Origin of the sequence: Buchnera aphidicola (Aphis aurantii) (genome assembly GCF_039388985.1) — a bacterium.
GTDB lineage: Bacteria > Pseudomonadota > Gammaproteobacteria > Enterobacterales > Enterobacteriaceae > Buchnera > Buchnera aphidicola_BL.
Genome location: NZ_CP135021.1, coordinates 279253 through 303855, shown reverse-complemented (window position 1 = coordinate 303855; position 24603 = coordinate 279253). Strand labels below are relative to the sequence as shown.

Here is a 24603-nt window from a genome sequence, read left to right as displayed (position 1 = left end):
AATATAAATTTTGTTATTTTTAAATGTTTAAACAAAAGATTTTTTTGGTTTTTATAAAAAACTTTGATTTTTTTATTTAACTTTATTGTTTAATTAAATTACATAAATTTTTTAAAGGTATATGATTTAAATTTTTCCACCGTCCTTCTTTTAAGTTTTTTGGTAAAAAAATATTTCCATATCGCACTCTAATTAGTTTACTTACTTGGCATTGTATTGCATTAAAAATTAATCTAATTTCACGATTTTTACCTTCACATAAAACACCTTTAAACCACTTATTTTTTTTTGTATGATTTGAAATTAATTCAATACTCTTAAATGAAATATAATTATCTTTAATTTTAACTCCTTTTTTTAAAATATCTATTATGTTTGCATTTATTTTTCCGCGAACACGTATGTAATATTCACGTTCAATTTGATTTTTCGGGTGCATAAGTTGATGAGCCAACGAACCATTGTTTGTAAATAACAATAATCCTTTAGTATTTATGTCTAATCGACCAACACTAATCCATCTGTTTAAATATAAAGTAGGTAATTTATCAAATACAGTTGATCGTTTTTGAGGGTCGCTTTTAGTGCAAATTTCACCTTCAGGTTTATTATAAATAATCATTTTTAATTTTTTATTTTGTTTAAAAAATATCTGTTTTTTATTTAAAAAAACTTTTTCAGATTGATTTTTATCGAAATATTGACCAATAACTGCTTTTTTATTATTTATCAATACATTGCCCTGTTGGATTATTGATTCTATATAACGACGCGAACCATATCCAGAATCAGCAAGTATTTTTTGTATTTTTTCCTTCATTGAAAACGCCTTTTTATATCTTGAAAAAAATTTATTGGAATTAATGTTAATAATATTCCTATTAAAAGTGGTAAAATAAACCATAATTTATAGAAAAAAAATATTTTTTTATAAAAATAAACTTCTAAAATATAAGAAATTAAGGGAAAAATTAAAAAAACAGTAGAAGCATAAAATGAACTAACTTTTTTTTGCAAGTAAAAATAGGATAAAATACCAAAAATACCCGAAAAATCTCCAAGATAAAAAATAGCTAAAATTGATTGTTTTGAAAATAAATAAATATTAGGATGCTCAAAAAACCAAGACACAATAGATAAAAATATTCCGGATATCAAAGATGGTAGCGCATTGAATGTAATGATAGAAATATTAGTACATCTTTTTTGACATTCTATATAAATTAAAGCATGACTAAATAATGCTAATACTAAAGCTATAATACCTTTCCATTGAAAAAAATTTTCTGATTTTAAATCAATTAATAAAATAAAAAATAATGTGATTAAAGAGATAAATATACCAATTTTTTTGATTAAATCTATTTTTTTTTTAAAAAAAAAAGAAGAAAAAATTAATACAATAACTGGCATACTTGAAAAAATAACTGAAGAAATAGAAGAACTTACATATTTACCTCCATATAACATTAGTGTAAAAGGTATTGAAAAATAAAAAAAAGAAATAATAATTTGAAAATTTCTTTGACCATATGGAAATAATAAAGGTGTCTTGGTAATACAAGACAGTATAATTAATAAAGGAGAAGCAATTAAAAATCGTATGCCAGTAGCAAATAATGGAGGAATTGTTTCTACAGCAATTTTCATAGCTATCCAAGTAGTTCCCCATGTAATAGAAACTAAGGCAAATAATAATATTATTATTATTTTTTTCATTTTACACTTCCAATAATAAAATTATTTATATTTATATTAGTTTATTCTGAATAAAAAATTTTTAAAAGATAAATCCAATATTATAAATAAAGTTTATAAAATTTGAATTGAATTATTTAATTCAATCGATTATTGTAAAAATTGTAAAATATTAACTTTTAATTAAAATTTTAAAAGGTGTTTCATGCAAAATATATTTAAAAAACTTTATCAGTTAAAATTTTTAACAAAAGAAGAAAGTTATAAATTATTTAAATCTATTATTGCTGGTAAAATAAACGAAATACAATTATCATCTCTTTTAACAGCTATGCATGTCCGCGATGAATCAGTAGATGAGATACTAGGTGCAACTTACGCTTGTTTAGAAACAATGAAGTTATTTCCTAGACCTAATTATGTTTTTTCTGATATAGTCGGAACAGGTGGAGATAATAAAAATACAATTAATATTTCAACTGCTAGCGCTTTTGTTGCATCTTGCTGTGGATTTAAAATTATCAAACACTGCAATAAAGGTGTATCAAGTATTTCAGGTTCATCTGATTTATTGAGAAAATTTAAAATTAATTTAAATCCATCTTTAAACAATGCTTTAAAAACTTTAAATCAATTAAATATTTGTTTTTTATTTGCACCTAATTATCATCACAGCTTTCAACATGCGTCCAATATTCGAAAAATTTTAAAAATTAAAACTATTTTTAATTTATTAGGACCATTTTTAAATCCTTCTCAACCTTCCTATACAGTAATAGGTGTTTATAAAAAAAGTTTAATTCATCCAGTAATTGAAATTTTGCAAAAGCTAAAATATCAGCGAGGAATTGTACTCCACGGCGATGGAACTGATGAAGTAACATTGAATGGTATCACATATATTTCAGAATTATTAAATAAAAAAATTTATTCATATCATTTAGAAGCAAAAGATTTTGGCCTAAAAGAGCATCCTAAAAAAACATGTATAGCGAGTTCTACAGAAGAAAGTTATGATATTATTAAAAAAGTTATGAAAGGTAAAGGAGATAAATTACACGAAGAATTAATTGCTGCAAATGTTTCACTTTTATTGAAAAATTTTGGATATACAGATTTAAAAAAAAATACACAAATGATATTAAATAAAATTCGAAGTGGTGACGTTTATAAACATATAATTAAAATTTCTAATATGTTAAAAGAAGATAAATATGCAAGAAACAATACTGAATAGAATTATTAAAGATAAAATAGATTGGATTAAATATCGAAAAAAAAAAGAAATTTTCCAAGATATTAAAAAAAAATTGAACACAAAAACTCGTAATTTCTATGATGCATTAAATAATAAATATCCTGCTTTTATATTAGAATGCAAAAAATCATCTCCTTCTTTAGGAATTATTCAAAAAAATTTCAATTTAATTGCTATTGCTAATATATATAAAAAATATGCTTCTTCTATTTCAGTTTTAACAGATGAAAAATATTTTCATGGAGATTTAAAATTTATAAACATTGTAAAAAATCATGTTTCCCAACCAATTTTATGTAAAGATTTCTTTATTGATCCATATCAAATTTATTTAGCTCGATATTATAATGCAGACGCTATTTTACTTATGTTGTCTATTTTAAACGATCAGCAATATATTATTTTTTCTGAAATAGCAAAAAAATTAAATATGGGAATTTTAACTGAAGTTAATAATATTGAAGAAATAAATCGTGCTATTAAATTAAATGCTAAAATTATTGGGATTAATAATCGTAATTTACATGATTTATCTATTGATTTAAATCGTACTCGAAATTTAGCTCCATTAATTAAAAACAGAATAATTATTAGTGAATCAGGAATAAAAAACAATTTTCAAATAAGAGAATTAAAAAAAATTGTTAACGGTTTTTTAATTGGAACAAGTTTAATGTCAAAAAAAGATTTAGAAATAAGCACTAAATCTTTAATCTATGGTCATAATAAAATATGCGGACTAACTCGTTCCGTTGATGCTAAAGCAAGTGAAAAATATGGTGCAATTTATGGAGGTTTAATTTTTGCAGAAAATTCACCTCGTAAAATTACAAAACAAATTGCAAAAAATATTAGCTTTAATAGCAATTTAAGATATATAGGAGTATTTCAAAATCAAAATATAAATACAATTTTAGAAGTATCTAATGAATTATATTTATATGCTATACAATTACATGGTAATGAAGATCAAAAATATATTGATTTATTAAGAAAAAAATTGCCTAAAAATATTAAAATTTGGAAAGCATTTTCCATTAAATCAATACTTCCTTTGTTAAATTGGAATCATATAAATAAATATATATTTGATTCAACTTCTGGAGGAAGCAATACAGCATTTAATTGGTCAATTTTAAGAAACTCTATGTTACATAATGTCATTTTAGCAGGTGGAATTAATATTAAAAATTGTATATATGCATTAAAATTCAATTGTTTTGGATTAGATTTAAATTCTGGAGTAGAAATATCACCAGGCATTAAAGATCATAAAAAAATAAAACTCATTTTTCATAGATTAATATCTTAAGAAGTTGTTTTTATAAATAGAGGAATAACTTTAAATGGCATTACTTAATCCTTATTTTGGCGAGTTTGGAGGCATGTATGTTCCTCAAATATTAATGCCGGCTTTATATGAATTAGAACAAAATTTTATTGATTCAAAAAAAGATTTAAATTTTCAAAAAAATTTTTTATATCTTTTAAAAAATTACGCAGGAAGACCAACACCATTGACTTTATGTAAAAATTTAACAAAAGGCACAAAAACACGTATTTATTTAAAAAGAGAAGATTTGTTGCATGGTGGTGCACATAAAACCAATCAAGTATTAGGTCAAGCGATGTTAGCAATTCAAATGAACAAAAAAGAAATTATTGCTGAAACTGGCGCTGGCCAACATGGTGTTGCTACTGCTATTGCTTGCGCATTACTAAATTTAAAATGTCGTATATATATGGGCTTTAAAGATATTGAGCGCCAAAAACCAAACGTATTCCGTATGAAATTAATGGGTGCTGAAGTTATATCTGTTAAGAGTGGTTCTGGAACCTTAAAAGATGCATGCAATGAAGCATTAAGAGATTGGTCGCATAGTTATAAATCTTCACATTATATGATAGGAACAGCAGCCGGGCCTCATCCCTATCCAAAGATAGTAAAAGAATTTCAAAAAATAATAGGTGAAGAAACAAAAAAACAAATTTTAGAGCATGAAAACAAACTACCAGACTCTATCATCGCATGTGTTGGTGGTGGATCAAACGCTATCGGTATATTTTCTGATTTTATCAATGAAAAAGTTCGTTTGATTGGTGTAGAACCAGCTGGTCAAGGTATCAATACAAAAAAACATGGTGCACCATTAAATCGTGGAAGACAGGGAATTTATTTTGGAATGAAATCTTATTTAATGCAAAATGAAGAAGGTCAAATTCAACAATCTTGGTCTATTTCTGCCGGTTTAGACTTTCCTTCAGTCGGCCCTGAACATGCCTGGCTTAATAGTATCAAACGCGCTCAATATGTTGCAATTACTGATAAAGAAGCATTAGAAGCATTTCAAATTTTATCTAAAAAAGAAGGTATTATTCCTGCATTAGAATCTTCTCATGCAGTAGCTTATGCATTAAAAATGATGAATCTTAAACCAGATAAAAATCAAATTTTAATAGTAAATCTTTCTGGTCGAGGAGACAAAGATATTTTTACAGTAAGTGATATTTTAGAAAATAGGAAAAAATTGTGAATCGTTATCAAAAAACATTCAAACAAAAAACTTCACGTAAAGAAGGATGTTTTGTTCCATTTTTAATTATAGGTGATCCTTCTTTAGAAACATCAATGAAAATTATTGATATATTAATTTCAAACGGAGCAGATGCACTAGAATTAGGAATTCCATTTTCAGATCCATTGGCAGATGGTCCTATTATTCAAAAATCAAATTTACGTGCGTTATCTAAAAATTATGGGATATTCAAATCTTTTGAAGTAATTCAAAAAATACGTAAAAAATATTTAACCCTTCCCATAGGTATATTACTATATGCTAATCTTATATATAGTCAGGGAATTAGAAATTTTTATAGACAATGTAAAATATGTGGTTTAGATTCTGTATTAATAGCTGATGTGCCTATTGAAGAATATAATATTTTTTATCAATATGCCAATGAATTTAATATCGACTCTATTTTTATATGTCCTCCTGATGCAGATGATCATTTTTTATCTAAACTTGCTCTATATGCGAAAGGATATATTTATTTATTATCTCGACCTGGAGTAACAGGGATTGAAAATCAAACAATTACACTGTCAAGTAAATTTATAGAAAAAGTAAAAAAATATAATTCTTTACCATTATTACAAGGTTTTGGAATTAAAAATTCTCTTCAAGTGAAACAATCAATTATGTCAGGTACTAATGGTGTAATATGTGGATCAGCTATTATAAATATTATTGAAAAAAACTTAAATCAAGAAAAAATAATGATGAAAGAAATCAAAAAATTTAGTCTTCAATTAATACGATCTACAAAATTTATTTAAATAATTTTGTATATTTTTAAAAATATATTAATCTAAAATAATATGTATTATCTTAAATTTTTATATAATGTTTACAGGGGATATACATATGTTTATTACAATACGTGAATTATGCAACGATACATATCACTTTGTATCTAGAGAAATAAAAACTATTTTTTTTATATCAATTATAACTACTTTGATAACTATTTTAATAAATATGTTAATTAAACCTGATATAAATATTATTGCTCTTATAGAAAATAATAAATTTATTAACTCTTACTCTGTGTTTGATTTTATAAATAATCTTAACGAATATGAAAAAAAAGAACTTTTAAAATATTCGCTATTTAAAATGATTGAATTTTTAACTAGTAAAACCTTTTTATTAAGTAGTATAATTACTTTAATTACATATTTATCTTCTAATAAAAAACAACCTATTAAAATTTCCATGATTTTTTTTGCTAAAATTTTACCAAGTTTATTTATACTTAATTGTATTACTAATATTATCATTCAAATAGGTTTTATGTTTTTTGTTCTTCCAGGTATATTTTTATCAGTATTACTTGCATTATCACCTATTATTTTGTCATTTCAAAAAAATACTTTAGTAGATTCTATACGTCTAAGTATTTCTATTTCTTGGAAACATATAAATATTATAGGTACAGGGGTATTATTTTGGATGTGTATAAAATTTATTTTAACTAAAATTTTACTGAATATTCACTTAATCAATAAAGATGTTTTTTCCTTGTTATTAAATATCAATACAAACGTATTTTTTTCTATTTTAATAATATATTTATTTAGATTTTATATGTTATTTTTAAGAAATTAAAACAAGAAATTTCAGGTCTTAAATTATGCCAAAAACACTAAATTTATTACCAATAATAACTTTTTTTATATTCTATAAAATTTATAATATTTTTATAGCATCTATGTTTTTAATTATTATGTCAGGTATTATTTTTATATTAAATTCAGTTATCGATAAAAAAATAGATAAAATTAATTTAATTAGTTTCCTTTTAGTTTCTATCCTTGGCTTTTTAACGATATTTTTTCATAATAGTCAGTTTATCAAATGGAAAATCACAATAATTTACATGTTTTTTTCTATTGCGTTACTTATCAGTCAATTTTTTCAAAAAAAACCAATAATACAAAAATTTTTAGAAAAAAACATAAAAATTTCTGATATTTTTTGGAAAAAAATCAATTTTTTTTGGGCATTATTTTTTTTATTTTGTAGTATTTTAAATATTTATATAGCATTGTGTTTTTCAGAAGAAACTTGGGTGAATTTCAAAGTTTTTGGACTATCAATTTTAATGTTTTTTTCTATTTTAATTACAAGTATTTATATAAATTATAAAACTTTAAAAAATAAATAATTTTTTTATATAATTTTAATATAAACAAAGTGAATATTTTAATAATGCTTAAAAAAAACAAATTATTACCACAAGGAACAATCGTATTAAAAACTCTCGCGATGCCATCAGATACTAATGCAAATGGAAATATATTTGGTGGATGGATAATGTCTCAAATGGACATGGGAGGAGCTATATTAGCCAAAGAGATATCTGGAGGGAAAGTTGTTACTGTAAAAGTAGAAGGAATAACTTTTTTAAAGCCTGTATCAATCGGAGATGTTTTTAGTTGTTATGCAGATTGCATTAAAATTGGTAAGAGTTCAATGACGATTAATGTAGAAGTGTGGATTAAAAAGATTTATTCTAAACCATTAGGACAATATTACTGCGCTACAGAAGCAAAATTTATTTATGTAGCAATTAATAAAATAGGAAAACCTCGGGAATTATTGCCTATGAGTATCATCTAATTATAAATCTTTTATAGCTAATACAATGATTTTAAAAATATACTCAATCAAATATAAAACTTTTTTATAAAAGTATAAATAGGACCTTCAAATGAATGGACATTTTCTATGATTCCAGCACATGCCTAGTTGTATTAATATATTGGTTACTGATTGTGAACATTACTTACTGCATTTTAATTAAACGTCGTAGTATACCTTCTTCTATGTCTTGGCTTTTGACTATTTATGTCATCCCATTTATGGGAATCGCAATTTGGTTTTTTTTCGGTGAATTTTATTTAGAAAAAAGACATAAAAGAATAGCGAAAAAAATCTGGTCTCTATCTAATCAATATCTTATTCAACTTAAATCTTGCAAATATATTTTTTCAATTAAAAATAGTGAAGTTGCCACTTCTTTATTTCAATTATGTAAACATAGACAAGGCATGTCTGGTATTAAGAATAATAAAATTACATTATTAACTGATAATAAAAAAATAATTAGTATTTTAATTCGTGATATCTGTTTAGCTCGCAAAAATATTGAAATGGTATTTTATATATGGAAACCAGGAGGACTTGCTGATGATGTAGCAATGGCTCTTATTGATTCTGCAAAAAGAGGAATACATTGTAGATTAATGCTAGATTCAGCTGGCAGTCTTGATTTTTTTAGAAGCCCTTGGGTTCAAAAAATGAAAAAATCTGGAATTCAAATTGTAGAAGCATTAAAAGTTAATTTAGTACGTATGTTTTTACATAGGTTGGATTTGAGACAACATAGAAAAATAATATTAATTGATAATTATATCTCATATTCTGGAAGTATGAATTTAGTAGATCCACATTTATTTAAAAAATCTTCCGGAGTTGGTCAATGGATTGATTTAATGACCAGAATTGAAGGGCCCATTGCAACAACAATCGGTATGGTTTATTCATGCGATTGGGAAATTGAAACAGGTTGTAAAATTTTACCTCAATTACCCAACAAAGAAATGTTAAAAAATACATTGAATCAAAACTCTAGTGTTCAAGTAATTGCATCTGGACCTGGGTTTCCAAAAAATGTAATTCATCAGGCTTTATTGACAGCAATTTATTCATCTAGAAATGAATTAATTATGACCACTCCGTATTTAGTTCCCAGTGATGATTTATTACATGCCATTTGTACAGCAGCACAAAGAGGTGTAAATGTTAGTATTATTATACCATTATATCATGATTCTGTTTTAGTAAAATGGGCAAGTAGAGCTTTTTTTAGTGAATTATTAGAGGCTGGAGTAAAAATTTATCAATTTAAAGATGGATTATTACATAGTAAAAGCATATTAGTTGATCGGCAATTGAGTTTAATTGGTACAGCTAATTTAGATATGAGAAGTTTATGGTTAAATTTTGAAATTACTTTAATTATTGATGATGCTCATTTTAGTAATACATTATCTTTAGTGCATCAAGAATATATTTCTAATTCTGAACTATTAGATAAAGATATTTGGTCAGCTCGTGAATATTGGGAAAAAATATTAGAAAAAATTTTTTATTTTTTAAGTCCATTATTATAAATGTTTATTTAGAATCTGTATAAAAAGTTAAACAAATATATTTATATAAATTATTTAAAATTTTAAAAAAGTTGTATATTCATTTAAAAATTAAAATAACTTAAATAATTATGTTGGGGTTTATAAAAACCCCTTCTATATTTTAAATAGTATAAAATTCTTAAAAACATACACATAATACTTATAAATACTTTATATGTTATATTAAATAAAATTTAGAATAATTGTATTATATGCATTTTTTTAAAAAATTTTTACTTAAACAATAAGTGGCCCATTTTTTCAGCTTTTGTCTTTAAATAACAATTGTTTTTTTTGTTTTTTTTAGTTATAAGAGGTATTCTTTCTACGATGTCAATTCCAGCGGAAATCAGCATATCTACTTTATATGGATTATTAGTTAATAATCGAATTTTTTTGACGTGTAAAATATTAAAAATATCCGCACATAATGAAAAATCTCGATCATCAGCAGAAAATCCAAGTTTTAAATTAGCCTCAACAGTATCTAATCCATGATCTTGTAAAGAATATGCTTTAATTTTATTAAGCAGTCCAATATTTCTACCTTCTTGTCGATGATATATTAATATACCTATTCCTTCATCTGCAATTTTTTGCATTGCCATTTTTAACTGATCTCCACAATCACATCTTAAACTAAAAAAAGCATCGCCTGTTAAGCATTCAGAATGCACTCTAGAAAGAATAGGTTGATTTATTTTTATATCACCATAAACAAGAGCAATATGATTTTTTCCATTCTTTTTTTCTTCAAATCCAAAAATAATAAAATCTCCCCATCGAGTAGGTAAAATAGCTTTTTCTACTTTAATTAATTGCATAAATACTCCGTTTTTTAATATTTTATAAATTTTAATTTAGATGACTATAAAAAATACTTTTATATATAATATTATTGCATAGATTCTATTATAGAATTCAATTTTTTCATGGGATTTTTCGATGTAGTAACAGATCGCCCTATCACTATATAATCAATTAAAAATTTTTTTGCTTGTTTAGGAGTAATAATTTGAGATTGATCAAAAGAAAAATCATCAGAACACCTAATCCCTGGGGTAATAATTTTATATTTACTACCACATATTAATTTCACTTTTTCTGCTGCTTTTCCAGGGCATACAACGCCATCTAAACCACAATCTCTAGACAATTTAGATAGAATTAAAATATAATTTTGTAAAGATATTTGAATACCAATATCTTTTAAATCTTTTTCTTGTAAGCTAGTTAAGGCTGTAATAGCAATTAACAAAGGACGTTTTTTAAATGATTTTAATGCTTTTTTAGCAGATATAAGCATTTTTTTTCCACCAGAAGCATGTACGCTTAACATCCATACACCCAAATCCGCTGCTGCTTTTATAGCATTAAACACAGTATTAGGAATATCATGGAATTTTAAATCTAAAAATACATTAAACCCCAATTGATGTAATTCATTAATAAATTTTTTTCCTAAAATTGTAAACATTTCTTTTCCAATCTTTAAATAAAATAAAGATGGATCAAGTAAATGTACTAATTTCATAGCTTCTTTTCTATTATAAAAATCTAATGCAATAATAATTTTAGGAATATTAGAATAATTAAATTTTAACACTATTTAACCTCGTTTAAAATAGTTTGCATTATCGATAAATTTTCAATAAATTAAGTTTTTAAAAAAACATAATAATAATATTAATATATTATTAATTTTGAAAACTAGCATGATATGATGAACGTACAAAAGGTCCGCAATAAGCATTTTTAAAACCAATAGAAATTGCTTCTTTTTTAATGTTTTCAAACTCAAAAGGTGATATATAACGTTCTACTGGAAGATGATTTTTGCTAGGTTGAAGATACTGACCTATTGTTAATAATGTAACGCCGCTGGAATAAAGATCTTTCATAACTTGAGTAATTTCCTTATCTTTTTCACCTATTCCTAGCATTAAACCTGATTTGGTAGGAATTTTATTGTATTTTTTTTTAAATGATTCTAATAATAATAATGAATTTTTATAATTTGCTCCTGGACGTATTTTTTTATAAAGCCTAGGAATACTTTCTATATTATGATTAAAAACGTCCGGTAACTCTGTACCAAAAATTTTTAATACTAATTTAATTCTTCCTCTGAAATCAGGAACTAATATTTCAATTTTTACTTTATTTTTATTTCTAATAGAGTTCATGCAATTAACAAAATGTTGTGCTCCTCCATCATATAAATCGTCTCTTACGACTGAAGTAATTACTACATAATTAATTCTCATATCCAATATAGTATTTGCTAATTTTATAGGTTCTTCTAAATTTATATTTTTAGGAGTTCCATGTAACACTGCACAAAATGGACAATTTCGAGTGCATATAGCGCCTAAAATCATGAAAGTTGCAGTTCCATTATTAAAACATTCGAACAAATTTGGACAGTTAGCTTCTTCGCAAACGGAATATAAATCATTGTCTCGCAAAGCACGTTTCATCTGATCAACACGATATGTATTAGTAGGAAATTTAATTTTAATCCAATCTGGTTTTTTTGCTGAAATATTTTTAATAGGTATTAAATTTATTTTTTTTTTCATAAATTTTATCATCGCTAAATTTAAAGAAGATATATTATTACTGAAAAAAAAATATTTTTAAAAGATTTTAAATTTTTTAAAAATATGGTTTTTGTATAATTTTAACGTTTAATAAGTTAGATAACTTTTTAACTAAAATAACTTGAATATCTTTTAGTGTTAAAGAAGAATTGAATTCTTTTATTTGTGTAACTTTTATATGCATATCTCCGCAAGGGTGAATATACTCAAATGGAGCTAAATCCATATCAACATTTAATGATAAACCATGCAAAGTACAACCTTTTTTAATTCTCAAACCAAAAAAACATATTTTTTTATTATTTATATAAATTCCAGGAGCTTTTGGTCTAATATATGCATTGATACAAAAATAATTTAAAGTATCTAATATTAAGGTATGCATAATATCTATTAATTTGCGAATATTAATTTTCCGACGTTTTAAATCAATTAAAAAATATAATATTTGCTGTCCAGGGCCATGATATGTAATTTGACCACCTCTATTAGTGGTAAATATAGGAATATTATTAATGTAATTATCTTGAATAGATATTTTTAAATTATTACTTGTCAATAAGCCTTGAGTAAAAACAGGATAATGTTCTCCAAACCAAATTTCATCAAATGTAAAACTATTTCGTTTTTCTGTAAAATCATTCATTTCATTAGAAATTTTAATCCAATCTATCAATCCCACATTTTTAAAAAAAATAATTTTATTTTTCAAAGATATTTCCAAAAATTATATTTAACAAAAAAAATATTAAAAATTAGTGCAATAGTTCATTGAAAATTGATTTGATTCCCACACTAAAAAATTCTATTCCTAAAGACATCAACAATAAACCCATTACACGTGTAATAATATTAATTCCTGTTTTTCCTAATATTTCCACTACACATGGGGCAGCTTGAAAACATAACCAACAAACTAATGAAAATAAAAAGATAGATATAGTACATCCCACTAAATTAATCCAAGTAGAATAATATGTACTCCATACGATAGTTGAACTAATGGCACCTGGTCCTGCAATTAAAGGCATTGCCAATGGAACTACACTAATATTTTCTTTGAATTTTTCTTTGTCTGATTTAACTTGTTTGTTTTTTGTAAATTTTCCATTAATCATAGAAAAAGCAATTCCCATAATTAATAAACCTCCCGCAATTCGAAATGAATTAATAGATATTCCAAAAACACTTAAAATACTATCACCTAAAAATAATGATATTAATAATATTAAAAACGCAGAAAAGTTTGCTATTAAATTAGTTTTTTTCCGCTCTAATTTAGTTTGATGAGTAGTCATGGTAGTAAAAATTGGAATCATTCCGATTGGATTAACTAGTGCACATAAACTTATAAAAAACTTTATATATATAGAAAAATCAAAAATTGAAATATGCATGTTACACTCTTAATTAATATTAAAATTCTTGTCATTTTATTGATTATGACTTTTAAAAAACTAAAATAAAGAAATTGTTAAAATATTTAAAAAAAATATAAAAAATTATTTTAATTTAAATTATTTATAAATATTAAATTCATATTTAATTATCAGGTTTGGCAATAATACTTCTTGTTTTTAGACGAATTTCAAATAATGTTATTTGAATTAAGTCAGAAATTTTATAATGTAAATTTCCATTAATAAATACCTTGCCTATTTCTTGATTTAAGATTAGTTCTTCTCTAATAGGATGCAAAAACAATGCAGGAATAAAAACGTTTGCACCATTTTCTATAATCTTAGCTCGAATTCCACTTCTAGACACATCAATAATTTCGGCAGAAAATTTTCTGTTTTGATATTCTTTTTTTTGTAAAAGTAATGTGTAAAGCCAATCTGAAATATCTCTTTCAGCTATTCTATTTCGACGTCTTTGCTCACTAATTTTAAATTTAAATTCTTCACTAGGTTTAATACTTGATTCTTTTTTAATAATTGATTTTAATAAACGATGATTAATTATATCACTATATTTTCGAATAGGAGATGTCCAAGTTGCATACTCTGAAAATCCTAATGCAAAATGTGGGCTAGGAGTAATGCTAAAATCTCCAAAAGATTGATATCGGCGAATACGATTATTAATATAATTATTTGAAAGAACATTTAAAACACGTCTTAAATTACAAAATCCTTTTAATGTCCTGATTTCTTTGGAATTAAATTTTAAATTATAGTTTTTTAAAAATGAGACTGCATTCTCCGCATTAGAAGAATCGAAGCCGGAATGTATATTATATATTCCAAATCCAAGGTTTCTAGATAAAAACTTTGCACCTACAACATTTGCAATAATCATTGATTCTTCAATTATTTTATGAGCAATTCGTCTTTTTTCAATAACCACATTTTTTATTATTCCAGGTTCTTCAAATTGAAATCTATATTCTAAACTATCTTTAAATAATACTGCATTTAATGTTCGCCATTTTATCCGTGATAAACATAATTTATATAAAAGCAAAATTTGTTTTTGAATAGATCTTTTTGATGGTGTCCATAATCCTTTTTTTTCAATCCAATTTGATACATCTTCATAAGATAATTTTTCTTTAGATATAATCCACGCTAAGAAAAAATCAGCTGTATTTAAAATATTTCCATCCTTCTCAATTATTATAGAACAAGCTAATACTGGACGTCGTTCATTTGGAATTAATGAACATATATTCTCTGATAATTCCCTAGGTAGCATAGGAATATTAAAACCTGGTAAATAATTTGTAAAACCTCTTTCATAAGCGGCAATATCTAATTTACTTCCAAGTTCTATATATGAAGTTGGATCTGCAATAGCTACAGTTAAGAAAAATTGTCCATTATTAGTTTCTTTAATAAATAAAGCATCATCAATATCTTTTGTATTGAAATTGTCTATTGTAATAAAATCAAGATGTGTTAAATCTTTTCTATTAAATTGATCTTTTAACAAAAAATCTTTTTGTTCAATTAAAGGTGCTTTTTTTTCAAGATTATAACGCGATAAAGTTACCCACCATGGTGTTAAAGGATCGTTTTTTTTTACTATTTTTTCAATTAATTCAGCGCAAAATATAGAATGACCATTAAGTTTATGTTTGACTAAATTAGCTACTACCCAATCACCAGTTTCAAACAAATTAATATAATTGTTTTTGGGATAAAATATTACAATTGAATCTTTTAAAAAAGGATAATCTGGCAAAATAAATAATTGATTATTTTTTTTTTCAATTTTTCCAACAAATCTTTTTAAAAAGGGCTCAATTAATGTTTCAGGGTCAACTATTTCACGATCTTTTTCCATTTTTAATAAAGCTGATATTTTATCTCCATGCATAACTTTTTTCATGTTTTTAGGGGGGATAAAATAGCTTTTTTGTGCATCAATTTCTAAAAAACCAAAACCTCTTTCAGTACTTTTTACTATTCCTTCAACCCGCGGTGTTTTTTGATTTAATTTTTTTTTTAATTGCTCAAGTAATGGATTGTTTTGGAACATAATTATCAGACCTAACTATTTAACAAATAATTTTATGATTTAAGAAATTTTAATATATAACTTATTTATCAAATATCATAGATAAATTTTATTAAAAACTTTTCAATTTAAATTATGTGATTAGGTATATTAACATTAAATCCATTATCAACATAAATAACCGAACCAGTTATTCCAATAGACAAATTAGAACATAAAAATGCCGCAACATTTCCAATTTGTTGGATAGTAACATAATTTTGAATTAACGAGGCTGATTTTTGATATTTTTGTATTTTACAAAAATTTTTTATTTGATAAGAAGATATAGTTTTAATAGGACCAGGTGAAATTCCATTAACTCTAATATTTTTTTTACCTAATGATTCAGCCATATAACGAATATTAGATTCTAAAGAAGCTTTTGCAAGTCCCATCATATTATAATTTGCCAAAACTCTTTGAGATCCTAAATAAGACAGTGTAATTAGAGAAGAAAATTTATTTAACATATTTTTTGATTCTCTTGCCATACTTAAAAAGCTATATGAGCTAATTTCATGAGCTAAATTAAAAGATTTTCTACTACTACTGTCAATAAAATCTTGACACATTTGTTCTTTAGGGCAATAAGCAATAGAATGAACAAATCCATCGAAATTTTTCCATATTTTTTTGATATTAAAAAATAGCTCTTTAATATTTTGATCATTAGATACATCACAAAAAAAAATAGTATTAATACTCATTGAGCTAATTAAATGTTTAATTTTACTAATAATTTTTTTGTTTTGACACACAAAAATTAATTGTGCTTTTTGTTTATATAAAGCTTTCGATATACCTAAAGCAATGGATCTTTCATTATATATACCAGTGATTATAATTTTTTTGCCTTTTAAAAATCCCATACTACATTTCCAAAAGAAAATTTATCTATAAATATTTTATAGTAGATGAAATTGAATTTCTAGTAATATATTAAAAGAATATATTTAGATAAGATTGTAAATTTTTATTACTTTCTTTAAATAATTCGACGCTTGTTTAGAAGGATGTTTATTTATATATTGAAAAAATGTTTTTTTTGTCATGGTATTTATCATTTTGATTGCAGTACTTTTATTTTTAGAAAAAATTTTTAATAAGGCGCTTGTGCCATTTACATAGGAAACAATAGTTGCATATCTCAATATTTCTTTATTTTTGATACCTATTAAATTTTTTTTTTGTAATAAATTAATATATGATGTTCCAATATTGATATTAATTTTAGGGTTGTATAATTCTTGTATAGAAGGTTGACCTTTTTTCCCATTTAATCGATATATATCTACACCTGCTGTAGATGGTTTAATCTGCATTAATCCAATTGCATTAGAGGTGCTTTTAGCAAATGGATTTCCAGAGGATTCAACATATATAATAGATTTAATTAATTTTTCATCTACATGATACTTATTAGCTGCATTTTTGATAAAATAATTCCAGTGATAAATTGTTTTTTCGATTTGTTTTTTGTTTAAAGAAAAATTTTTTTTTATATTTAAAGATTTATTACAACCTAACATAAAAATAATTGAAAATATCAGAATTTTTAATGTCATAATAAGAACTCCTTAAAAATATATTTATTTAGTTATTTCTTCCACAATTTTAACAGCATATCCAATATAATTTACTGGAGTTATTTCTTTTAAACGTTTTTTTTCTGTTTCTGGAATGTTTAATCTAGAAATAAAATTATATATATCACTTTTATTAATTTCTTTTCCTCTCGTTAATTTTTTTAATTTTTCATAAGAATTTTTAATATTATAACGTCTCATAACAGTTTGAATTGCTTCAGATAAAATCGACCAATTTTTATTGAGATTATTTAAAAGTTGAGAATTATTGATTTCTAATTTTTTTACACCACTTAATACTGAATGATATGCAACTATTGAATAAGATAATGCCACACCTATATTCCTTAAAACCGTAGAATCACTTAAATCACGTTGCCATCTAGAAATTGGTAGTTTATTTATCATATGATTCATCAAAGCATTTGATAATCCTAAATTACCTTCAGAATTTTCAAAATCAATAGGATTAATTTTATGAGGCATTACAGATGAACCTATTTCATGATCTATTGATATCTGTTTGAAATAATTAAGAGAAATATAACCCCAAATATCACGATTAAAATCAATTAATATTGTATTAAATAAAGATATACATCCAAATATTTCAGCAATATAATCATGTGGTTCAATTTGTGTAGTACACGGATTCCAAGAAAGATTTAATGATGTTATAAATTCCCTGCTAATCATATGCCAATTAATATCTGGATATGCTGCTAAATGTGCATTATAATTACCAGTAGTTCCATTAAATTTTGCTAATATTTCTATTTTTTTTAGCTTTGAAAATTGACGTTGAATACGATAATAAAAATTTAAAAATTCTTTTCCTACAGTAGAAGGGGTAGCAGGTTGACCATGAGTCATTGACAATAAAGGATTTTTTTTATACTGCATAGAAAATTTTTTTAAAAAAATAATTATCTCAGACCATAAAGGTAAAATGACTTTTTTAATGGAATCTTTCATCATTAAAGCATAAGCTATATTATTAATATCTTCTGAAGTACATGAAAAATGTATTAATTCTGATATTAAAGATAGTGTTTTTGATTTTGAAATTTTATACTTTAAAAAATATTCTAACGATTTGACATCATGATTAGTTTTTTTTTCTATATTTTTAATATAAATTGCATCTTTTATTGAAAAATTTTTTAAAATATTATCAATAAATAATATATCTTCATTGTCTACTTTTTCAATTTTAAGTATTTTATGCAGATTTATTATTTTTTTAAACCATAAAATTTCTACCTGAATACGATATTTTAAAAAACTAAACTCACTAAAAATATATCGCAATGATTGAGTTAATTCATAATATCTACCATCGACTGGAGAAATTGCTGTTAACGAACTTAATTTCATCTTATTAACCTTACTGCTCATTTGTTAAAACTTAATTTTCTTCAATTTTAAATATTTTTAATATTCTAAGTTTTTTAGATTCATAAAATATATAAAAAATTAAAGTAATGGTAATTTATATTTAATGATTCCACCACCAATACAGATATCGGATAAATAAAAAACTATAGATTGACCTGGTGTAATTGAAATAACAGGAAAATTAAATAAAACTTTAAGATAGAAATTATCCATATATTTTATTTGGCAAGATATATCGTTTTGACGATATCTTGTTTTAACTTTACATAAAAATGGAAATTTAAATTTCATATTATTTATCCAATTAATTTTTTCAGCTATTACACCTATCGACATTAAATACGGATTGTTTAATCCTTGAGCTACAATTAAAGAGTTTGTTCGTATATTTTTTTCAACCACGTACCATGGCATATTACATTTGTTTTTCATACCTCCGATTTTTAAACCTTTACGTTGACCTAAAGTATAATAAAATAAACCGTCATGCTTTCCAAGTATTTCTCCTTGAACTGTAATTATATTACCACTTTTTTCTTTAAGGTAATTAGAAAGAAAGGTATTTATATTTTTAGGACCTATAAAGCAAATACCAGTAGAATCTTTTTTTTCTGCAATTTTTAAACCTATTTTTTTTGCAATCATTCTAACTTTTTTCTTTTTAAGTGCTCCAATAGGAAATAAGATGTTTTTTAATTGACACCCTTTCAAGGTGTATAAAAAATAGCTTTGATCTTTATTAGAATCTATACCCTTTAATAAATAATTAGTTCCGTTGTTTTTTGAAATTTGAGCATAATGACCAGTAGCAATATAATCTGCGTTCAGATGTTTTATAGCATAATTAAAAAATAATTTAAATTTAATTTCTTTGTTGCATAATATATCAGGATTTGGAGTATGACCTTTTTTATGTGTATTTAGAAAATTCTTAAATACTTTCTCCCAATATTCTTGTGAAAAATTTATTTTATGAAGGTAAATATTTAATTTTTTGCAAACATCTTCAGTATCGTTTAGATCTTTTGATGCATGACAATAATTTTCTTTATCATCTTCCTCCCAGTTTTTCATAAATAACCCTTCTACCAAATAATCTTGTTCTTTTAAAAGCCATGCAGCTACAGACGAATCTACACCTCCAGACATAGCTACTATAACTTTTTTTTTTTGCTTTATCATAACTAATAACATCTCAATTTTATTTCAAAAGATTATATTTAATAATAAATATATAATTTTAAAAAATTATCTAATCTAATATTGTTGATAAAAACTAAAAATATATTATATTGAAATAAAAATAAGAAATATATTAAATATTTATACTTTTTCAAAAAAAATTCATATAAAATAATTTTACAATCAAATCTTTTTAATTCATTTTCAAATAAGCTAAGTATAAAAAATGAAACATATAAGAAATTTTTCTATTATTGCCCATATTGATCATGGAAAATCAACTTTATCAGATCGATTAATTCAAACATGCGGTGGACTATCTGAAAGAGAAATGTCTAATCAAGTTTTAGATTCTATGGATTTAGAAAAAGAAAGAGGGATTACAATTAAAGCACAAAGTGTTATGATTGATTATAAAAATACAAAAGGAAAAATTTTCCAATTAAATTTTATTGATACTCCTGGTCATGTAAATTTTTCTTATGAAGTATCTAGATCGTTAGCAGCTTGTGAAGGTGCGTTATTAGTAGTAGACGCTACTCAGGGTGTAGAAGCTCAAACACTGGCTAATTGTTATACTGCTTTAGATATGAATTTATCAATATTACCGGTTTTAAATAAAATTGATTTACCTAGTGCTAATATAGAACGAGTTATAAAAGAAATTGAAAACATTATTGGAATTCCCTCGTTCAATGTTATTAAGTGTTCAGCCAAAACTGGCGAAGGTATTCTCTCGCTCATTGAAAAAATTATTACTCATATTCCACATCCTGAGGGGGATGAAAAAAATCCACTACAAGCCCTGATAATAGACTCATGGTTTGATAATTATTTAGGCGTAGTATCCTTAATAAGAATTAAAAATGGATTTATATCTAAAAAAGATAAAATACAAGTAATGAGCACTGGAAAAAGTTATATTGTTGATCAATTAGGTGTATTTACACCTAAAAAAATACAAAAACAACAGTTAAGATGCGGTGAAGTAGGATGGATTATATGTGGCATTAAAAATGTATCTGCTGCTCGAGTTGGAGATACTTTGACTAATTATTACAATCCATCGAAAAATATATTAACTGGATTTAAACAAATAAAACCACAAATTTACGCAGGATTGTTTCCAATATCATCAGATCAATATGAAACATTTAGAGATGCGCTCGAAAAACTAAGTTTAAATGATTCTTCTTTATTTTACGAACCAGAAAATTCAAATGCATTAGGATTTGGATTTAGATGTGGATTTTTAGGTTTGTTGCATATGGAAATTGTACAGGCACGATTAGAAAGAGAATATGATCTTGATTTGATTTCAACAGCACCAAATGTTATTTATGAAATCGAACTTATTAATGGAAAAAAAATGTATTTAGATAGTCCTTCAAAATTTCCAATGACGAATATAATTAAAAAAATTAAAGAACCAATTGCTGAATGCAATATTTTATCACCACCTAAATTTCTTGGATCAGTAATAAAATTATGTGTCAAAAAAAGAGGTGTACAAATTAATTTAGTATATCATGAAAATCAAGTTTCTTTAAAATATGAAATTCCAATGAGTGAAGTAGTTTTAAATTTTTTTGATGAATTAAAATCTATTTCTAGTGGATATGCATCATTAGAATATGATTTTAAAAATTTTAAATTAGTTAAAATAGTTCGAGTCGATATATTAATTAATTCAGATCGAATTGACGCATTAACCACGCTTGTATATTATAAAAATGCACAATATCGAGCGCGAGAAATAGTAGAAAAGATGAAAACGTTAATACCTAGGCATCAATTTGATATTAGCATCCAAGCAACTATTAATAATATTATTATTGCTAGAGCAACAATTAAACAATTAAGAAAAAACGTATTAGCTAAATGTTACGGTGGTGATATTAGTAGAAAAAAGAAACTACTAAAAAAACAAAAAGATGGAAAAAAAAGAATGAAAAAAATAGGCAATGTTAACATGCCAAAAACAGCATTTCTTGCTATTTTAAATATTAATAATTAAATAAGAGAAAAATATGCCCAATATATTAACTTTGTTTTTAATATGTAGTACATTACTTACTGGTGTATTTTGGTTTTATATTCACATACGATTAATTATCAATTATTTATTCAATAAAAAAAAAATAATATACTTTTTATAAAAAACCAAACTTTTTTTAAAAATAAATATAGTTTTTTTCAATTTATATCATCTTTATTTCCAGTATTTTTTATTGTGTTTATAATACGTTCTTTTTTATATGAACCATTTCAGATTCCTTCAGGTTCAATGATGCCAACACTTTTAGTAGGAGATTTTATTTTAGTAGAAAAATTTTCATATGGCATTAAAGAGCCAATTACAAATAAAACTTTAATCAATCAAAAACATCCGAAACGAGGAGATATTATAGTTTTTAGACATCCTATAGAATCTAATATAAATTATATTAAACGTATTATAGGGTTACCAGGAGATAAAATTGAATATAATGTAAATAATAAAAAAATTAAAATATGTGTTAATTATCTAAATACACATAATTGTAAAAATACATTACCTATTAGTTACTCAAAAAAACAGTTAACCGAATTCATTCAAAGAATATATCTATTTCCAGAAGATCATCTAAAAACAGAAAAAATATATAATTCTGTTCACTTTAAAGTAATAGAAGAAAATATTAATAATTTAAAACACAATATATTATTATTAGATGAAGTTCATAATCATACAAACAATTATTATCAACAAGATAAAAAACATAAATTTACTTGGATCATACCAAAAAATAAATATTTTGTTATGGGAGATAATCGTGATAACAGTTTAGATAGTCGTTATTGGGGTTTTGTACCAGAAGAGAATATTTTAGGAAAAGCTTCAATAATATGGATAAGCTTTGAAAAAAAAGAAAATGAATGGCCGACAGGTATACGTATTAATAGGATTGGAAATAAAATATATTAACATAAACTATATCGAATTTATTTAATAAATTTTTAAATATTTTCTAATTCTGTAAAATTTTACTATTTTTACTGTTATATAGAAAATCAATTAAAATATCATTGAAATTGGTATAACATGAACCATATCGTAACAAATAAAATACAGGAAGTATTAGGATATACTTTTACTCATAAAAATTTATTAAGACAAGCGCTTACACATCGAAGTGCAAGTAGTAATCACAATGAAAGATTAGAATTTTTAGGTGATTCTATATTAAGTTTTGTAATCGCAAATGCTTTATATCAACATTTTCCATTTATCAATGAAGGAGATATGAGTCGCATGAGAGCCACTCTGGTGCGTGGAAATACTTTAGCAGAAATAGCGTATGAATTTGATTTAGGAGAATATTTACAATTAGGTCAGGGAGAATTAAAAAGTGGAGGTTTTCGTCGTGAATCTATCCTAGCAAATACTGTAGAAGCTTTAATCGGTAGTATTTATCTAGATAGCAACATTAAAACAGTAGAAGAATTAATATTAAAATGGTATGAAAAACGTTTAGAAAAAATAAGCCCCGGAGATACACAGAAAGATCCAAAAACAAGACTTCAAGAATATCTTCAATCTAAACATTTATCATTACCTACATATTTTATAGTAAAAGTATGTGGAGAGGCGCATAATCAACTATTTACTATCCATTGTGAAATCAGTATACATTCAAAAATATTCATTGGAAAAGGAACAAGTAGAAGAAAAGCCGAACAAGATGCAGCAAAAAAAGCATTAACTAAATTAGGTGTAGAGTGAACAAACAACAAAAATATTGTGGATATATAACTATTGTTGGAAGACCAAATGTTGGGAAATCAACTTTAATTAATGAAATCATTGGAAAACATATTTCTATTACATCAAAAAAGAAAAATACAACAAAAAGTAATATTTTAGGTATTAAAAGTGACGAAGTTTATCAATCTATTTATATAGATACACCTGGAGTATTACATAATATCAAAAGTTTAAAAATAGCAAAAAATACAAATGTAATTATCTTTCTTATAGATCGAAATATATGGAAAAAAGAAGATGAAATTATTTTAAATAATATAAAAAAAATTAATATTCCAATAATCTATACAATTAACAAAATAGATAAATTATTAAATAAAAGTCACATTTTATCATATATTGATATACTTTCGAAAAAAACTAATTCCACAGAAATTATTCCGATTTCAGTGAAAAAAAAACAAAATATTATTTCTTTAGAAAAAATAGTACAAAGATATTTACCTAAAAATAAGCATGTTTTTCCTAAAAATTATATTACAACAAATTCTTTTGAATTTTCTATATCTGAAATTATTAGAAAACAATCAATATTTTTTTTAAGAGATGAATTACCATCAATATTAACAGTAAAAATTGAGTTAATTAAATATACAGTTAAAAAAATATATATTAATTCAATTATTTACATAGAGAATAAAAGACAAAAAAAAATTATTGTTGGTTTTAAAGGAGATATGATTAAAAAAATTAGTACATCATCTAGATACTATATTGAAAAAGAAATTAATAAAAAAGTATATTTATTAATATGGGTAATAGAAAAAAATAAAAAAATATTAAAATAAGTTTATTTTTTAAAA

23 protein-coding genes and 1 pseudogene are annotated in these 24603 nt (G+C 24.2%); 12 read left to right on the top strand and 12 right to left on the bottom strand.

The genetic code is table 11. The features are described 5' to 3' along the window. Nucleotides 1-82: 82 nt before the first annotated feature. A complete protein-coding gene (locus RJT32_RS01420) occupies nt 83-820 on the bottom strand; it encodes a pseudouridine synthase (RefSeq protein ID WP_343154508.1) in 738 nt (245 codons plus the stop codon). Next, on the bottom strand, nt 817-1719 hold the full coding sequence (locus tag RJT32_RS01415) for a DMT family transporter (RefSeq protein ID WP_343154507.1): 903 nt from the start codon (nt 1717-1719) through the stop codon (nt 817-819). Before RJT32_RS01415 ends, RJT32_RS01420 begins: the two co-directional genes overlap by 4 nt. 184 nt (nt 1720-1903) lie before the next feature. On the opposite strand from RJT32_RS01415, the gene trpD reads away from it, so the two are divergent. The 8 genes from trpD (at nt 1904) to cls (ending at nt 9698) form a co-directional block, all read left to right on the top strand. Next, the gene (gene trpD / locus RJT32_RS01410; protein ID WP_343154505.1) at nt 1904-2935 is read left to right on the top strand and encodes an anthranilate phosphoribosyltransferase; all 1032 of its coding nucleotides are present in this window, start codon (nt 1904-1906) and stop codon (nt 2933-2935) included. After that, complete coding sequence (gene trpCF, locus RJT32_RS01405) at nt 2913-4268, top strand: bifunctional indole-3-glycerol-phosphate synthase TrpC/phosphoribosylanthranilate isomerase TrpF (protein WP_343154503.1); 1356 nt, start codon at nt 2913-2915, stop codon at nt 4266-4268. Before trpD ends, trpCF begins: the two co-directional genes overlap by 23 nt. A gap of 34 nt (nt 4269-4302) precedes the next feature. Next, complete coding sequence (trpB, locus tag RJT32_RS01400; protein WP_343154502.1) at nt 4303-5490, top strand: tryptophan synthase subunit beta; 1188 nt, start codon at nt 4303-4305, stop codon at nt 5488-5490. Further along, nucleotides 5487-6296, top strand: coding sequence for a tryptophan synthase subunit alpha (gene trpA, locus RJT32_RS01395; protein WP_343154501.1), 810 nt, complete (start codon nt 5487-5489; stop codon nt 6294-6296). The genes trpB and trpA overlap by 4 nt, the downstream gene beginning before the upstream one ends. Before the next feature lie 88 nt (nt 6297-6384). Next, nucleotides 6385-7128 carry a YciC family protein gene (locus RJT32_RS01390; RefSeq protein WP_343154500.1) on the top strand — a complete coding sequence of 248 codons (744 nt, stop codon included), beginning with the start codon at nt 6385-6387 and terminating at the stop codon, nt 7126-7128. Between the two features lie 25 nt (nt 7129-7153). Then, nucleotides 7154-7687 (top strand): septation protein A, encoded by a 534-nt coding sequence (locus tag RJT32_RS01385; RefSeq protein ID WP_343154499.1) that lies wholly within the window; start codon nt 7154-7156, stop codon nt 7685-7687. A 44-nt stretch (nt 7688-7731) separates the two neighbouring features. Then, nucleotides 7732-8142 carry an acyl-CoA thioester hydrolase YciA gene (gene yciA / locus RJT32_RS01380; RefSeq protein ID WP_343154498.1) on the top strand — a complete coding sequence of 137 codons (411 nt, stop codon included), beginning with the start codon at nt 7732-7734 and terminating at the stop codon, nt 8140-8142. A gap of 95 nt (nt 8143-8237) precedes the next feature. Further along, complete coding sequence (cls, locus tag RJT32_RS01375) at nt 8238-9698, top strand: cardiolipin synthase (protein WP_343154497.1); 1461 nt, start codon at nt 8238-8240, stop codon at nt 9696-9698. A 254-nt stretch (nt 9699-9952) separates the two neighbouring features. Here the strand turns inward: cls and ribA are convergent, their stop codons facing one another. The 10 genes from ribA to mnmA form a co-directional block, all read right to left on the bottom strand. Then, a complete protein-coding gene (gene ribA, locus RJT32_RS01370; RefSeq protein WP_343154496.1) occupies nt 9953-10543 on the bottom strand; it encodes a GTP cyclohydrolase II in 591 nt (196 codons plus the stop codon). A 71-nt stretch (nt 10544-10614) separates the two neighbouring features. Then, a complete protein-coding gene (pyrF, locus tag RJT32_RS01365) occupies nt 10615-11325 on the bottom strand; it encodes an orotidine-5'-phosphate decarboxylase (RefSeq protein ID WP_343154494.1) in 711 nt (236 codons plus the stop codon). A gap of 91 nt (nt 11326-11416) precedes the next feature. Then, nucleotides 11417-12313 (bottom strand): lipoyl synthase, encoded by an 897-nt coding sequence (lipA, locus tag RJT32_RS01360; RefSeq protein ID WP_428994351.1) that lies wholly within the window; start codon nt 12311-12313, stop codon nt 11417-11419. Between the two features lie 64 nt (nt 12314-12377). After that, nucleotides 12378-13034 (bottom strand): lipoyl(octanoyl) transferase LipB, encoded by a 657-nt coding sequence (gene lipB / locus RJT32_RS01355; protein WP_343154492.1) that lies wholly within the window; start codon nt 13032-13034, stop codon nt 12378-12380. A gap of 43 nt (nt 13035-13077) precedes the next feature. Next, nucleotides 13078-13719: a YchE family NAAT transporter gene (locus RJT32_RS01350; RefSeq protein WP_343154491.1), complete on the bottom strand. Its 642-nt coding sequence runs from the start codon at nt 13717-13719 to the stop codon at nt 13078-13080. A gap of 145 nt (nt 13720-13864) precedes the next feature. Continuing rightward, the gene (gene rnb / locus RJT32_RS01345; RefSeq protein ID WP_343154489.1) at nt 13865-15805 is read right to left on the bottom strand and encodes an exoribonuclease II; all 1941 of its coding nucleotides are present in this window, start codon (nt 15803-15805) and stop codon (nt 13865-13867) included. Nucleotides 15806-15912: 107 nt separating this feature from the next. Then, nucleotides 15913-16695 (bottom strand): enoyl-ACP reductase, encoded by a 783-nt coding sequence (locus RJT32_RS01340; protein ID WP_343154488.1) that lies wholly within the window; start codon nt 16693-16695, stop codon nt 15913-15915. 84 nt (nt 16696-16779) lie between these two features. Beyond that, entirely contained in the window at nt 16780-17391 is a 612-nt protein-coding gene (locus RJT32_RS01335; protein ID WP_343154487.1) for a transglycosylase SLT domain-containing protein, read from the bottom strand. Between the two features lie 24 nt (nt 17392-17415). After that, nucleotides 17416-18789, bottom strand: coding sequence for an adenylosuccinate lyase (gene purB / locus RJT32_RS01330; RefSeq protein WP_343154486.1), 1374 nt, complete (start codon nt 18787-18789; stop codon nt 17416-17418). Nucleotides 18790-18888: 99 nt separating this feature from the next. After that, nucleotides 18889-19992 carry a tRNA 2-thiouridine(34) synthase MnmA gene (mnmA, locus tag RJT32_RS01325; RefSeq protein ID WP_343154485.1) on the bottom strand — a complete coding sequence of 368 codons (1104 nt, stop codon included), beginning with the start codon at nt 19990-19992 and terminating at the stop codon, nt 18889-18891. Between the two features lie 226 nt (nt 19993-20218). Between mnmA and lepA the strand changes: the two genes are divergently transcribed. The 4 genes and pseudogenes from lepA to era all read left to right on the top strand — a co-directional run bounded on the left by lepA (nt 20219) and on the right by era (nt 24588). Then, a complete protein-coding gene (lepA, locus tag RJT32_RS01320; RefSeq protein WP_343154484.1) occupies nt 20219-22009 on the top strand; it encodes a translation elongation factor 4 in 1791 nt (596 codons plus the stop codon). Between the two features lie 13 nt (nt 22010-22022). After that, nucleotides 22023-22960 (top strand): annotated as a pseudogene (gene lepB / locus RJT32_RS01315) (signal peptidase I). A 117-nt stretch (nt 22961-23077) separates the two neighbouring features. After that, nucleotides 23078-23758 (top strand): ribonuclease III, encoded by a 681-nt coding sequence (rnc, locus tag RJT32_RS01310; protein ID WP_343154483.1) that lies wholly within the window; start codon nt 23078-23080, stop codon nt 23756-23758. Further along, entirely contained in the window at nt 23755-24588 is an 834-nt protein-coding gene (era, locus tag RJT32_RS01305; RefSeq protein ID WP_343154482.1) for a GTPase Era, read from the top strand. Before rnc ends, era begins: the two co-directional genes overlap by 4 nt. The last annotated feature ends 15 nt before the right edge of the window (nt 24589-24603 follow it).